Source organism: Streptomyces sp. NPDC003077 (assembly GCF_040611095.1).
GTDB lineage: Bacteria > Actinomycetota > Actinomycetes > Streptomycetales > Streptomycetaceae > Streptomyces.
The window spans coordinates 84,927-98,446 of sequence record NZ_JBEXNM010000016.1 but is presented as its reverse complement, the minus strand read 5'-3'; the positions used below and the strand labels follow the sequence as shown (position 1 = coordinate 98,446).

General features: G+C 71.6%; 12 protein-coding genes. 4 read left to right on the top strand and 8 right to left on the bottom strand.

From position 1 onward, the window contains the following. Positions 1-164: 164 nt before the first annotated feature. The 3 genes from ABZX96_RS14165 to ABZX96_RS14155 all read right to left on the bottom strand — a co-directional run bounded on the left by ABZX96_RS14165 (position 165) and on the right by ABZX96_RS14155 (position 3,629). Complete coding sequence (locus ABZX96_RS14165; protein WP_355543112.1) at positions 165-254, bottom strand: class III lanthipeptide; 90 nt, start codon at positions 252-254, stop codon at positions 165-167. A 76-nt stretch (positions 255-330) separates the two neighbouring features. Beyond that, on the bottom strand, positions 331-2,976 hold the full coding sequence (lanKC, locus tag ABZX96_RS14160; RefSeq protein ID WP_355543109.1) for a class III lanthionine synthetase LanKC: 2,646 nt from the start codon (positions 2,974-2,976) through the stop codon (positions 331-333). A 107-nt stretch (positions 2,977-3,083) separates the two neighbouring features. After that, entirely contained in the window at positions 3,084-3,629 is a 546-nt protein-coding gene (locus ABZX96_RS14155) for a hypothetical protein (protein ID WP_355543106.1), read from the bottom strand. Positions 3,630-3,890: 261 nt separating this feature from the next. Between ABZX96_RS14155 and ABZX96_RS14150 the strand changes: the two genes are divergently transcribed. Together ABZX96_RS14150 and ABZX96_RS14145 are read left to right on the top strand one after the other, a co-directional pair. Continuing rightward, complete coding sequence (locus ABZX96_RS14150; protein ID WP_355543104.1) at positions 3,891-4,550, top strand: response regulator transcription factor; 660 nt, start codon at positions 3,891-3,893, stop codon at positions 4,548-4,550. Positions 4,551-4,587: 37 nt separating this feature from the next. After that, entirely contained in the window at positions 4,588-4,842 is a 255-nt protein-coding gene (locus ABZX96_RS14145) for an acyl carrier protein (RefSeq protein ID WP_355543101.1), read from the top strand. A 126-nt stretch (positions 4,843-4,968) separates the two neighbouring features. Here ABZX96_RS14145 and ABZX96_RS14140 read toward each other — a convergent pair whose 3' ends face one another. Continuing rightward, complete coding sequence (locus ABZX96_RS14140) at positions 4,969-5,631, bottom strand: flavoprotein (RefSeq protein ID WP_355543098.1); 663 nt, start codon at positions 5,629-5,631, stop codon at positions 4,969-4,971. A gap of 189 nt (positions 5,632-5,820) precedes the next feature. On the opposite strand from ABZX96_RS14140, the gene ABZX96_RS14135 reads away from it, so the two are divergent. Beyond that, positions 5,821-6,750, top strand: coding sequence for an acyl-ACP desaturase (locus ABZX96_RS14135; RefSeq protein ID WP_355543095.1), 930 nt, complete (start codon positions 5,821-5,823; stop codon positions 6,748-6,750). Positions 6,751-7,088: 338 nt separating this feature from the next. On the opposite strand, the gene ABZX96_RS14130 is transcribed toward ABZX96_RS14135, so the two are convergent. The 4 genes from ABZX96_RS14130 to ABZX96_RS14115 form a co-directional block, all read right to left on the bottom strand. After that, a complete protein-coding gene (locus ABZX96_RS14130; RefSeq protein ID WP_355543092.1) occupies positions 7,089-7,427 on the bottom strand; it encodes a hypothetical protein in 339 nt (112 codons plus the stop codon). Between the two features lie 735 nt (positions 7,428-8,162). Continuing rightward, the gene (locus tag ABZX96_RS14125) at positions 8,163-9,707 is read right to left on the bottom strand and encodes a hypothetical protein (RefSeq protein ID WP_355543089.1); all 1,545 of its coding nucleotides are present in this window, start codon (positions 9,705-9,707) and stop codon (positions 8,163-8,165) included. Between the two features lie 288 nt (positions 9,708-9,995). Next, complete coding sequence (locus ABZX96_RS14120) at positions 9,996-11,123, bottom strand: hypothetical protein (RefSeq protein WP_355543086.1); 1,128 nt, start codon at positions 11,121-11,123, stop codon at positions 9,996-9,998. A gap of 386 nt (positions 11,124-11,509) precedes the next feature. Next, on the bottom strand, positions 11,510-12,316 hold the full coding sequence (locus ABZX96_RS14115; RefSeq protein WP_355543083.1) for a class II aldolase/adducin family protein: 807 nt from the start codon (positions 12,314-12,316) through the stop codon (positions 11,510-11,512). A 247-nt stretch (positions 12,317-12,563) separates the two neighbouring features. Between ABZX96_RS14115 and ABZX96_RS14110 the strand changes: the two genes are divergently transcribed. Continuing rightward, positions 12,564-13,469, top strand: coding sequence for a lysozyme (locus tag ABZX96_RS14110; protein ID WP_355543080.1), 906 nt, complete (start codon positions 12,564-12,566; stop codon positions 13,467-13,469). The last annotated feature ends 51 nt before the right edge of the window (positions 13,470-13,520 follow it).

The following is a 13,520-nucleotide window of genomic DNA, read 5'->3' as shown; positions in this document are numbered from 1 at the left end:
GACCGTGCTGGCCGCCATCAGGGCCGACTCCTCCTGAGAGGTCTCCAGCTCCTGCAGCTCGAGGATGGACTCCACGTTGATCACCTCCTTCCGGGAAACTCGTGCCCGCGCCGCACGGGCGGCGCCGGGATACGGGGGCGGTCACACGGACCGCCGGGAACAGGTCAGCAGCTGTTGCTGACCGTGCTGGCCGCCATCAGGGCCGACTCCTCCTGAGAGGTCTCCAGCTCCTGCAGCTCGAGGATGGACTCCACGTTGATCACCTCCTTCCGGGCATCGCCGGGACGACCCCGCCGGGGCGGCGGGGCCACGACTTGGGATGGGCTCGGCTCAGCCAGACCCGGACGTGACCGGGCGCGGGCCGAAGAACGGCAGGAAGGGCGCTGCGCCGTCGACCGCCGCGGTGATGCCGAGCAGGACGCCCGCGGATCCGGTCGCCAGGTCCGACGACAGGCGGTAGGACTGCTCCCCGGCGAACGCCAGGTGTCCCCGGTGGGCGAGCGCGTGCCAGGCCAGGCGCTCCAGGTGCAGGGCCACGGCCGCCCTCGCCCGGCCCTCCGTGTCGCGCCGGGCCAGCCGGGAGACCACCGCCATCAGTCCCGAGCGTCCGTTCAGCAGGTGGGGTTCGATGACGAACTCCGCCTCGCAGGCGCGCCGGATGCCGGTGACGGCCTCGGCGAGAGCCGGATCGTCACGGTGCTCCAGCAGTTCGTCGGCGACCAGGGCGATACCGCCACTACCCACGTCGAGGTAGGCGAGCGTGCGGACGCCCCGGTCCGCCACCTGGAGGCTGCCGTTGCTCTGGGGCACGCATCCGGCGAGGTCCAGGCCGAGGGCCCGGGCCGCGCGCTCGAGGTGCCGCTCGTCGCCGGTCGCCTCGTACATCCGTATCAGGAACAGGGCGGGGCCGGACCATCCGCGCATCAGCCCCGCCTGGGCGGTGCCGGGCGCGCCGGGCAGCGCCGGGTCGTCGATGAGGGCGGCAACCCGCTCGGCGAGGCCAGCGGCACGGGCGAGCAGCCGGTCGTCGCCGTAGCGCCGGGCCAGGTGGACGAGGTTCAGGCCGACCCCGGACAGGCCGCGGAAGAGTCCCGGGTCGCGGAGCCGGTCGACGTTCGCGTCGGCCTGCCCGACCAGCCGCAGAGCCTCCTCGTCATGACCGAATCCCGCCAGGACGTGCGCGGTTCCGTGCAGGCCCGTGTAGAACCCGGGCACCGGGTGGAGGCCGTCCCGCACCCGCTCCAGCAGCCACTCCTCGTGGTCCGGGAAGCGTCCCCGACCGGCCGCGTCGAGGGCCCAGAGCACGCCCGCCGCTCCGTACGCGAAGCACGCCCCGTCGGTGGAGAACTGCTCGGCGTCGCCCGGGAAGAGACGGTCACGGCGGTGCGGGGTGGCACCCGCCAGGATGCCCTCCGCGAGGGACTGGCGCACGGCGTCCCAGTCGGTTCCCGGGCCCCCTGGCGTCACCTCGCAAGGCAGGCCGAGGAGTTCCTCGCGGCGACGGCGCAGCCGGGCCCGCCGCGGCGACATCGGCGCGCCGCCGGCCGCGTCGGACGGCCGGGGCGGGGTGAGCCGTTCGGTGATCGTCTTCAGTACGCCGGGGGCGAGCAGGTGCCCGAAGCGCTGCTCCGCCGCGTGAACCCAGCCGAGCTCCCTGCCGGGGGACAGGGCAGCGAGCCGGTTCAGCGGAAGCAGGAACCAGGCGCGCAGGACGGCGAGCGCGTAGTGGTCCACTGCGGGGCCGTGGAAGCCCTCCGGCGCCATGAACCCCTGGGCCCCGAGGGCGGAGCGGCCGGTCGGCTCGTCGGCGGGGAAGGCGGCCTCGAAGTCGATGAGGCCGACCCGCCCGTCCTCGGTGACCAGGATGTTGCCGGGGTGCAGGTCACCGAAGACCACACCGCGCTCGTGCAGGGCGTCGACAAGCCGCTCCACCCGGTCCGCGAGGGCCATGGCGCGGTCCGCGTACGCGGCTTCCTCCGCGTGGCCGGAACCGGAGAACAGCAGCGGGTGGTACGTCGCCAGCCAGAGCCACAGCATCTCGCCGTCGACGTACTCCATCGCGAGGAAGCGGTGTCCGCCCACGGTGAAGCGATCGTACAGCTCGGGCACGCCCTCGACGTCGGTGAGCCGCTCCAGGGCCCAGCCCTCGCGCTCCAGCCGGGCGACCGCGTCGCGTCCCTGAGAGTCCAGGCCGGCGCCGGGGCGCGCCTCCTTGAGGACCACCGTGCGCCCGTCGGCCTCGCGCTCCGCGAGGTACACGCCGCCGCCGTTGGAGAAGTGCAGGGCTCGCAGCACGCGGTAGCCGTGCTGCTTCAGGTCTCCGCCGCTCGCGGGCGGCTGCTCCGTGAGGAAGGCGGGCACCTCGACCCACGCCGGGGCGTAGCGGCCCGGCTTGCGCTCGTCGGGCACGAGCGTGCCGCCGGGGCCGACCAGGGCGGGGACCCGGTGGCCCCGCTCGTCGACGAGGTAGCGCTCACGGAACGCGCCGTAGCGGACGGACAAGGGGCCTTCGTTCCAGCGAAGGTCGGTGAGCACGTGGGGGCTGGGGCGGCCGTTGAGCAGGGCGTCCAGTCCCCGCAGGGTCCGCTCCAGCTCCGCTTCGTCGGCCGGGTAGACCGTGATGAGCTTCCCGCTGCCCTGCCGAGGCATGTACTTGGCGTTGAACAGCTCGAACAGGTCCATGCCGCCGAGGAATTTGTGCGCCGTGCCGTGCTCGGTGCAGTACTCCGACACCGTAGAGACGGTGTCCTCGGCGTCCTCGCCGACGGCCGATACATGGATCTTCCAGCCCTGATCGGGCAGGTTCGCGCCCGGCGGCCGCAGCACCGTCCACACGCCTCGCGCGGTACGGGTCCAGCCGTCCGGCAAGTCGCGCACGGCGGCGCCGAACTTTCTTGTCTCGCCATGCTGTTCGCCCGGCGCCTCGTAGAACACCGGGTCCGCCCACCCGTACAGATGGCGCTGTTCAATCATCATCTACCTAATTCCGAACAGGGGGGAGCGAATGTGTGGGTCAGGGAACGCAGGCCACGTAGGGCTCCGCGCGTACGCGATGTTCCGGCTCTCGGCGTGGGTCGCAGCCGCTATTCCCCGGTATTACGGGACGCCGTCTCTTCCGGTTTCCGTCCCGGCCGGATCGTCACGATGACCGGCCACACGAGGCTGTAGATCAGGATTTTGGTCAGGGGGTTCAGCCACGCCAGAAGAAGCGCCCCCCGTTCAACGCCGCCTACGAACCACGTCATTCCGATGAGCAGTGCGCAACTCACCGCGTAGGCAAGCAGGAATCGCAGCCACGAGCGCCATTCGCGCATGACGCGGTCCCTGCCGTACAGAATCTCTCGCGGCCTTTCCGGGACGCCACCGAAGCGCCGGCCGAACTTCTCGTCCGCCCACCGCAGAGTGTCGTGACCGAAAGCAACGGTGAACCCCAGATACGCGGCCGAAAGCCCGTGCCAAATGTCGACCTCAGCTCCGTCCTTGAGGCTGATGACCGTGGCAACGAACAGGACGATATCCAGCAGGGGAACACAGAGCAGGATGCCGCCGCCGAGCCGCTTCCACCCCTTGACATAGCGAGCGGTCAGGCCAGCTGCCAGCAGGACCCAGAAGAGGATGTCACAAAGCATGATCAGGTACAGAATGGCTGGCTCACCTCTAAGCCTGGTTCTTGCCGCTTGGCCGGAAAGTCATGCTTTCTCGGCGGCGGAACCAGTCTGGGGCCTCGCCCGAACCGGCGTCCTCCACCTTGATGAGTACTCCCCGTAGTCCTTTAGTTGACCAACGCATTACCCCCCCCGAGGTTGGTGCGCTGGCTCCACCTGCCAAGATCAACTTGCAAGGTGGTGACGCCCCGCAACCCGGGGCAACCGCGATAAGGGGGAAGTGTCATGGGCATCAAGTTAGTAGTCTTCCACGAAGAGGACCTGGTCCGGGCGGCGCTCTCGCAAGTTCTGCAAGGCTGGCCGGAAACCGAGGCCGTGGTGGAGGCCGCGGACGCCGACCAGGCCGTGCGGGCCGCGGAGGTCCACCAGCCCGATCTCGTCATAATGGAGGCGCGTGGGAAGGCTTCCGAACGGGCGGCCGCGATCCGGGCCATCAAGGAGCAGAGTGACGCCGACGTTCTGATGCTCGCCGAGGAGGGCCGCGATCGGGATGCGCTGCATCTTCTCAGTTCCGGTGCCGTGGGCTGGTTATATAGTAGTGCGACCGCCGAAGAATTGATCGGCGTGGCCCAACAGATAGTGTCCGGGCGCGGATTCATCGAGCCGGCCGCCGTACGTACACTGGTGGAAACTGTTGCCGACCACAACATATCCACTGTCGACCGCATCGACGAGGGACGGCTCAGAAGCGCATTGACCTCGCGCGAGCTCGAGGTGATGGAGCACGTCAGCCGAGGGCTGTCGAATCAGCAGATCGCCTCGCGTCTTTCCGTTTCTGAGAACACCGTCAAGACGCATGTCAGTCGCACGCTCAACAAGTTGGGAATGCGCAGCCGAGTGGAAGCTGCGCTCGTCGTGCGCAATCTCCATGCAACCGCTCGCTGACATCACGTCAGCCAGTCTCAAAAAGGGGAACTTCAGAATGTCCAGCACCATCACCACCGAGAAGCTCTTCGAAGCAGTGACCGCCCTGCTCGAGGAGATCGCGGAAGTTCCGGCCGACACCGTCACCCGCGAGAGCCACTTCCGGGACGACCTCGACGTCGACTCCCTGCTGATGGTCGAGCTCAGCGCCGCCATCGAGGACCAGTTCAACGTGGACATCGCCGACGACGAGTACAGCACCATCCAGACCGTCGGCAACCTCGTCGACATCATCGCGCGGGCCCAGGCCTGACACGGCGCGGAGTCGCCTCCGCGCGGAAGACGCCGGTGTACGGAGCAGATCTCTCCGGACACCGGCGTCTTCACGTTGCCGGGCACGCGGCCGCGGGGGAAGTGGGCCCGCGTGCCCGGCGGCTCCTCACCCCTGCTCCGGGGCCTCCTCCCGGCCCTGCTCCAGGACCTGCTGCGTGAAGCGCAGTGTGGCGACGAGGTCCGGCATGCCCGAGGCGATCTCCCCTCCCTTGTGGGCGGAGACGCCGGGCCGCGGGGGCACGACATGGAAGCCGTCCTGCCGCAGGGACTCCAGGTTGCGGCGCACGGCTGGCCGCTCCAGCGTGCTTTCCGGGATGCTGGGGGCGATGACCACAGGCGCACGGGTGGCAAGTACGGCGCTCAGCACGAGGCTGTCCGGCATGCCCAGGGCGCACTTGGCGATGAAGGCCGTCGTCGCCGGCGCCACGATGACCAGGTCGGGCCACTCCGCGAGTTCGAGGTGTGGCACGATGCCCGCCGAGGTCCGCCATTCCGGCCCTTCGACGGGAGCCTGGGTGGCAGCCGCCAGGGCGTCGCCGGACACGAGTGCGGCCGCCGAGTGTGTGAGTCCGGCGCGCAGCGACCACCCGTACCACATGCGCATAAGCAGGGCCCAGCTCGGCAGGCCAGTGACCCCGAAGGCGCCGGTCCCCACCAGGAGTACCCGGCCGCGCGGCAGAGTGATCTCGGGCCGACCCCCCGCCGCCTTGCCGGCGCTGCCCACAGCCTGTTCTCCGCCGGTGCGGTCTGCGTCCTGCTTCGTCACCATAAGGCCTTCCACTACTCCACGCGAACATGAGCCAAAGGCCACTCGATCACTTTCACCGGTCCTTGAAATCCTCCCAGAAGGACAACTTCAGGTCACCTTTCGAATGACATCGACAACCTTGTCCGTGCCATGCGCGCCGCTTTATCCTCCACTTGCCATGCCCTGACGTGCGCGGGAGAGAACAGCATCATGCACATATCAGATTCCGGCATTCTCGATTCCCTCGAAGAGGTGGTGGAGAGGGAACTGAACCGGCATCTCGCCGCCGCCCGTGAGTGGTTCCCCCACGAATACGTGCCCTGGAGCCGGGGCCAGGACTACGACGGTCCGCTCGACGGATCGGCTTGGTCCCCCGAGGACTCCCCCGTCTCCAGGGCAAGCCGCACCGCCCTGGTGGTGAACCTGCTGACCGAGGACAACCTCCCCTCCTACCACCACGAACTGGCCGCCGCCCTGGGCCGCGACAACGCCTGGGGCGCATGGCTGCACCGCTGGACCGCCGAGGAGGCACGCCACTCCATCGTCATCCGCGACTACCTGCTCGCGTCACGGGCGGTCGACCCGGTGGCCCTGGAGCGGGCCCGCATGGAGCACATGTCGCACCAGTCCCGGGGGGACGAGGGCGGCGTCCTGGATTCGATCGCCTACGTGACGATCCAGGAACTGGCCACGCGGGTCTCCCACCGGAATACCGGCCGGCTCGCGGAAGACCCAGTGTGCGACCGAATTCTGGGTCGGGTCGCCATGGACGAGAACCTCCACATGCTGTTCTACCGGAATGTCCTCGACTCCGCGTTTTCCCTCGCCCCCGACCAGGCGATGCGCGCCCTCAGGGACGTCGTCATCGGATTCCACATGCCCGGAAAGGGAATGCCTGGATTCGAGCGCGCCTCGGCGAACATGGCGCTCGACGGCATCTACAACCTGCGCATCCACCTCGACGAGGTGGTCCAGCCGCTGCTGCGCAAACTCGATGTGCTGGACCGCACCGACCTCGGCCCGGAGGGCCGGCGGGACCAGGACGAACTCGGCACCTTCCTGGCCGCCGCGGAGACACAGGCCGCCTCCTTCGACGACCGCCGCGCCGCCATCCTCGCCCGCCGCACCCCCTGCCGCTGACCCCTGCCACCCACCGCACAGCCCCCGCTGGCGTCAGCCCTTCGCGACGGGCGCCAGGGCCGCCACACACTCCACGTGGTGTGTCATCGGAAAGATGTTGGCCTGAACGGATCCCAGATAAGCCAGGTCAGAGCGGCTCATCACGCTTTGTGCGGCGCCCGGAGCGTCAAACGAACGTCAAGACCGTGAATCCGTCCTGCTCAGGGCGGGGCAGACTGCGACGACCAGCTCACCCGGGGGATCTGCCCCCGCTCGCTCCGTAAGCCGACTCGCGTATCTTGACCCGCGCCACATCTCCGGCCGCCATAGGTGAGTCATGCCCTTCAGCTAGTGCCGCATCAGAGAATGTTCGCCCTGTTGACCAGACGGCAGAGGCTCGGGGGTGGCAGTGGAGTGGCTCCGAAGGTCGTGGCATCGGATACAGAGCCGGAGTTCGGGCCGGGGATGCTCTGGTGGCGAAATGGCCAGCTTTCGATGCCGGAACCTGCCAGGATCCCCGAATGGAGATCCGTCGCGTCACTCAGGCCGAAGCCGTCAACGCCGCCGGGCACCTGTTCGACACCGGCCCAGGACAGAAGGCGACTGAACGGTTTCTGGCGGATGAGCGCCATCACCTCCTGATCGCCTACGTGGATGATGTCCCAGGAGGGATGGTCACCGGCGTCGAGATGACGCACCCGGACAAGGGGACCGAGATGTTCCTGTACGAGCTGGGGTTGTCGGATCACGAGCGGCAGGTGCTGCAATTGGGCCCGGGCCGATCGGCCTCGCTGATGAGTTCCCGTTCTCAGCGGTATGGTCCCGCGGAGCCCGGCCCAGCATGCGCAGCACTCACGGCGATTCCAGGACGGCTGCGGAGATGCGCTTCGCCGATGTCCTGGTACGTCACGGCATGGCGTCCTCGACTGCTTGCCGAGCACGGGTCCCGCCGACGAAACGGATTCTGCCTCGGTGCGTCACTGTAACCACCCGTGGTTGTAGCCACCGGCCATCACTGCCCCATGAAACCGGTGCCATGCATCGCCCCGCTCCGTCCGAAGACGGCTGCTCGTGCCACTCCAGCCAGAAGCCCCGCGCGGGCCCGGCCGGGGACCAGGTATGCGCAGCGGGCAGGCCGCTCCACCCTGAACCAGCAGAAAAGCTGAAGCTCACCTCCGTCTCGTCGACGCCGTCCGGTCCCTGGAGGAAGCCGCAGTCGCGGCGAACGACAGCCGTGCCCGTCCCTCCACCGTCACAACAGCGCCGACACGGAGATCAGCGCTTCCCGAGCCACCAGCCATGTTCGGTGGCTCCCGCCGGGGAGCGTAACGGCGGGTCGCGCGGCACGGCGGTGCGGAAGAGGTCCGCGTCGCCCGTTCGGGGGCGGTGTCCGGGCGGGCGGGGACCGGTGTGCGGTGCGCCCGCCCGGGACGTCAGGCGCCGCCGGTGTGGACCTGGAAGGCGGCCCGGCGCACGGCTTTGGCGAGGACCGGGTCGGGGTGCGCGGCGGCCAGGGCCACCAGGACCTGCACGGTGCGCGGATGGCCCACGGCCCGTACCTCTTCCAGGAGGCGCGGTATCGAGCCCTGGACCGCCGATTCCAGGTGGCGGACGAGGAGGTGGGCCTCGCCGTGGTCCGCGACCACCGCCGCGGTGTCCACCCACAGCCAGGTCGCCTCTTCGCGGGTGAGCACGTCCGGGGCGGTCTCGGGGTCCGCGCCCTCGTGCTCGGCCAGCCACAACAGCGCGTACGGGCGCAGGACCGGTTCCTCACAGGCGGCCCGTACGGCGGGTTCCGCCTGTGCGCCGGCGGCGCGCAGCGCCTCGAAGGCCAGGCCGCGCAGCAGGGCGTCCTCGCCGCGGGCCACGTCGAGCAGTTCCTCGACCGCTCCGGTGGCGGACCGGGCGGCGAGCCAGGCGCGGTACTCGGCGCGCGCCGGGCCCGGGGTGAGGCGGGCGCAGCCGCGCAGCATCGCCTCGGCGGACCGCTCGATGTTGCCCGCCGGGCTCTGGGCCGCGACGCAGATCTGCTCCAGCTTGATCCACACCGCCCAGCTCCCCAGGGGGGTGAGCACCGCTTCGGGCTCCGCGGGCGCGGGGACGGCGGCGGACGCGTGGGCCGAAGGGGACGCGGGGGCCGACGCGGGGGTGGATGCGCCGGTTCGTGCGCCGTCGTGCACCACGAGCGCTCCCACGGCCGTGAGCGCGTCCAGCGCCCAGTCCAGGAGCACCGCCAGGGGTGTCCCCTCGGCGTCACCGGTCGCGCCGGCCAGGTCGTACCGCTCCGTCGCCACCGACGCCCCGCCCCGGCAGGGGGCCTGGTCGCCGCCGGCGGTCCGCGCGCTGCCGTACGGCACCTCGCACCGCTCCGTCCGCAGCTCGGCGACGCGCTGGTCGAGCAGGTCCAGCAGCATGGCGAGCCGGACCGGGCCGTCGGAGAGGTACAGCACCGAAAGCAGCTGCGGCACCGCCTCGACGACTTCGGCGACCACCGTCGTACTGGCCCCGGCCGGGGCCGGACGCGCCAGTGACCAGGCGTCGAAGAGGGCGACCCAGCCGCGCAGCGCGGCGCTGTCGTCGCGGTCCCAGGCGCGCAGCCGCCAGCCGGGGCGGGCGGTGCCGCCGTGCAGTTCGACCAGTCCGGCCAGCCGGGCGCGGTCCCAGTCCGCGCGCACCTGATCGGGCGTCAGCTCGAAAGCCCGGGCCGCGCGGTCGACGACGGCCGTGGGCAGGGCGCCGCCCGACGCGGTCCGGGGCCCGGCGTCCGCGCCGCGTTCGCCGTCGGCCCACCGGGCGAGCCGCACGGCGCCCGCCAGAGCGGCGCGGGCCTGCCGCGCCAGCTCCGCGGGCGGTGGTGTGCCCTCGGGGGGCCGGGGCGCCGGCCGGGCGGCCCGGGAGCGCACCGCCCGGTGGGCGGCGGCGATCGGTTGTCGGGGGACGAGTCGGAGCCGGGAGTCGCGCGGAGTACGGGACGTCACAAGAGCAGTCTTGCCGCTGACGGCCCGAAAGCCCAATCGGAAGCCGTGCGGGATCTCGCCATCGCGGTACGGCGGGCCGCCAGAGCGGTGCGAGCTGCGGAAGCGGCGCGTGTCACGGGCCGCCGGAGCGGTCCGGTGCCCGGGAGCGGAACCCCGGCCGTGGCGGAGCCGAACTCCGGGCCGCGGCAAGGCGGAACCCGGTCCGCGGCGAAGTGGAACCCCGGCCGCGGCGGAGCCGAACTCGCCGCGGCGAGGCGGAACCCGGTCCGCGGCGGCGTGGGCCTCCGGCTACAGCAACGGCGTGAGGAAGCGGCGGAGGGCTTCCTCGTATCCGGCGGGGTCGGCGTTCCACATCGCCCCGTGCGGGGCGTCGGGGACCTCGTGCAGGGTGAACAGGTCGGAGCGGAGCGCGACCAGGTTCCGGGAGGCGGACCACGGCGCGATGGTGTCGCCGGGGCCGTGCGCCAGGAGGGTGGGGAAGGCGAGGAAGCGCGGGCTCACCACGTCGGTCAGCCGCCCGGCGTGCAGGCCGGTGCTCCCTTCGGCGGCGCGTACGGCCAGAGGGAGCAGCGGCCCGGGCACCCGCCGGGCGGCGGCCAGCGCGCGGACGGTCGCCCGCCAGTCCAGGACGGGCGAGTCCAGGACGAGCCCCCTGATGTGGTCGCGCAGGCCGGTGCCGGCCGCGGCGTGCAGGGCCATGGTGGCGCCGGTGGACCAGCCGTAGAGGATGACGCACTCGGCGCCGTGCGCGCACGCGTAGCGGATGGCGGCGTCCAGGTCCCGCCATTCGCTGTCGCCGAGGTGGTTGATGCCGTCGGCGGTGTGCGGGGCGCCGGGGTCGTTGCGGTAGGCGAGATTCAGGATCGGCAGGTGGAAGCGCTGGAGCAGCGGCATGATCACCATGGGGTGTTCCCGGGTGGTGCCCAGGCCGTGGGCGGTGATGACCCAGGTGGCGCGGCGGCCGGGCAGGTACCAGGCGGGCAGCGGGCCCAGCTCTCCGGGGATCAGCACGTCCTTGTAGGGCAGGCCCAGGGCGTCGCGCGGGTTGCCGATGTGCACCTGCGGGGTGACGCGCAGCTTCGCGCCCGGCTCCAGGTCGCCGCGGACGATGGCCTTGAGCCGGCGGACGACCGTGTCGGCGGGGCGCGGGACGCCGTCCATCACGTCGCCGATCACCACGTGGCAGCCGTCGCCGGTGAGCCCGTAGGTGCCCGGGCGCAGGGAGGCGAGGGAGCGGGTCAGGGTGACGTGCTCGATGCCGACGGCGTGCACCGTGAGGCGCGGGTCGCCGGGGAACGGGCGGTCGGGGGACGGTTTCAGAGCGGTGTCGCTCGCGTACCGGCCGGCCGCCACCGCGGCCATCCCGGCACCCAGCACAGTGGTGGCGGCCGTTGCCGCCGCGGTACCCAGGCGCATCTTCCCCAGTGTGCGCAGGCCCCGCGGACCCGGCCAGTGGAACGGCGACGCCGGGGTGACGGAGGGGGCGCCCGCCGGACGGCGCGGGGGCTGTCGCCGGACAGGGCGGGTGGGGTTTCCGGTCCGGCCGGGAGTGGTTTCCGGACGTTCCGGGGGCGGGCGGGCAACCCGGGGCGGGGCCGGGTGCCCTGAGGGCCGGATGCCCTGAGGGGCGGGTGCCCTGAGGGGGCGGACCCGCCCGTGCGGGTTTCCGAGCGGCGCGGGCCTGTCCGGCCGCGTTTCCGAACGGCACAAGCCCGTCCGGCCGGGTTCCCGAGTCGCACGGACCGGTCCGGTTCCCCGAGCGGCGCGGGCCCCTCCGCATCCGCGAGCGGCGCGGACGCGGCTTACGGCTCCCGCTGCCCGTAGCCGCGGAAGCGCACGCGGGCCGCTTCCATCTCGTCCGGGGAGAGCAGGGTGGGCGTCCGGCCCGGGACGGAGTGGGCGGTGAGCCAGACGCGGCACATCCACTCCAGTTGGGCGGTGCGGTCGTACGCCTGGTCCAGGGTGTCCCCGTACGTGAGGGCGCCGTGGTTCCGCAGCAGGCAGCCGGTGCGGTCGCGCAGCGCGGTGAGCGCGTGCGCGGCCAGTTCCTCCGTGCCGAAGAGGGCGTACGGGGCGACCCGCACGGTGCCGCCGAGCTCCGCCGCCATGTAGTGGATCGGCGGGAGTTCGGGGACGAGGGCGGAGACCGCGGTGGCGTGCACGGCGTGCGTGTGCACGACGGCGCGCGCCTCGGTGGCGCGGTAGACGGCCAGGTGGAGGGGGAGTTCGCTGGTCGGCTTGAGGGAGCCGTGCCGGCTCCGTCCGGCGAGGTCCACGGCCGTCAGGTCCTCCGGCCCGAGCCGGTCGTAGGGGACGCCGCTGGGTGTGACGAGGACGAGGTCGCCGACGCGTACGGAGACGTTGCCGGAGGTCCCGACGACGAGCCCGTCGGCGACGGTGCGCCGCGCGGTGGCCACCAGGTCCCGCCAGGCGCGGTCGAGGGCGGCGGGGTCGGGACAGTGGGAGGGGTCGTCGGCGGCCGACGCTCCTGGATCCCCCGGCGTGTGCCAGGAAGCCGCGGCCCGCTCCCCCTCCGTCCCCGGCGTCCTCGTCCCCCTCACCCCTCCCGTCCTCGTGCCCTCCGCCGTCCCGTCCGTCCGCTCCGTCATGACAGCTCCCCTCGTGCCCTCGCGGCGCACAGGTGCGCCGATGTGCGTACGTGTGTTCGTACATCATCGCGGTCACCGTACGGCGCGGCGGATCGGCGCACTGTAGTCCGGACCGGAGGGCTCCGGTATCCCCTATGTACGGATACATGGATCAGTGCAGGTGATTGGCCGGAGATTACCGGTCTTTTGCTGATCATCCAGTAATCTCGCGTCGATTTGTCATGGACGTCGTCATCCGGGGGGAAAGATGGCTCATGATCAGCGATCGGCCCGCACCTCGGACCACCGGCCGGCCCCGGCGCCGCCCCGGCCCGGCCGGCCGTCCCCTGCACCCGCACAGCACCTGATCCCCGCACCACCAGAGGTCCCACCGTCACAGGTCCCACCGTGCGCGGCGGCCGACGGCCCACCCGCGGCCACCGCGCGGCCCCGCGCCAGGCGGCGCCGGCTGGTCGCCGCGTCGGTCGTCGCGCTCGCGGTCGGCGGGACGCTGCTGAGCGAGGTACCGGCCGCCGCGGCGGGCGTGCCGCGCGGCCACGACGTCTCCTCGCACCAGAAGAACGTCAACTGGTCGGGAGCGCGGGCGAACGGCGCGCGGTTCGTGTACGTCAAGGCGACCGAGTCGCACTTCTACCGGAACCCGTACTTCACCCAGCAGTACAACGGCTCGCGCGCGGCCGGGCTGCTGCGCGGCGCGTACCACTTCGCCGTGCCCAGCGCCTCGTCCGGCACCGCGCAGGCCCGCCACTTCCTCGCGAACGGCGGCGGGTGGCGGGGGGACGGCTGGACGCTGCCGCCCGCGCTGGACATCGAGCACAATCCGTACAACCGGTCCAAGCCGTGCTACGGGATGGCCGGGGCGCCGATGGTCCGGTGGATACGGGCCTTCAGCAACGAGGTCGTCCGCCAGACGGGCCGGCACCCCGTGATCTACACCACTACGGGGTGGTGGAACCGCTGCACCAAGGGCAGCCGGGCGTTCGGCCTGAACCATCCGCTGTGGCTGGCCAGCTGGCACAGCGCCCCCGGGCCGCTGCCCGCGGGCTGGTCGCTGCTGAGCTTCTGGCAGCACGGCAACAGCGGGTCGCTGCCCGGCGACCAGAACCGCTGGAACGGCTCGATGGGAGCGCTCAAGAAGTTCGCCAGGGGGTGACCGGCGCGTGACCGTCGGGGCGCCTCCGCGTGAACACCTCGGGGGCGCCCC

Coding starts and splice junctions, on each gene's coding strand:
- ABZX96_RS14115 (WP_355543083.1), bottom strand. CDS start 12,316: ATGACGGAGCGGACGGACGGGACGGCGGAGGGCACGAGGACGGGAGGG.
- ABZX96_RS14145 (WP_355543101.1), top strand. CDS start 4,588: ATGTCCAGCACCATCACCACCGAGAAGCTCTTCGAAGCAGTGACCGCC.
- lanKC (WP_355543109.1), bottom strand. CDS start 2,976: ATGATGATTGAACAGCGCCATCTGTACGGGTGGGCGGACCCGGTGTTC.
- ABZX96_RS14155 (WP_355543106.1), bottom strand. CDS start 3,629: ATGCTTTGTGACATCCTCTTCTGGGTCCTGCTGGCAGCTGGCCTGACC.
- ABZX96_RS14135 (WP_355543095.1), top strand. CDS start 5,821: ATGCACATATCAGATTCCGGCATTCTCGATTCCCTCGAAGAGGTGGTG.
- ABZX96_RS14110 (WP_355543080.1), top strand. CDS start 12,564: ATGGCTCATGATCAGCGATCGGCCCGCACCTCGGACCACCGGCCGGCC.
- ABZX96_RS14120 (WP_355543086.1), bottom strand. CDS start 11,123: ATGCGCCTGGGTACCGCGGCGGCAACGGCCGCCACCACTGTGCTGGGT.
- ABZX96_RS14140 (WP_355543098.1), bottom strand. CDS start 5,631: ATGGTGACGAAGCAGGACGCAGACCGCACCGGCGGAGAACAGGCTGTG.
- ABZX96_RS14150 (WP_355543104.1), top strand. CDS start 3,891: ATGGGCATCAAGTTAGTAGTCTTCCACGAAGAGGACCTGGTCCGGGCG.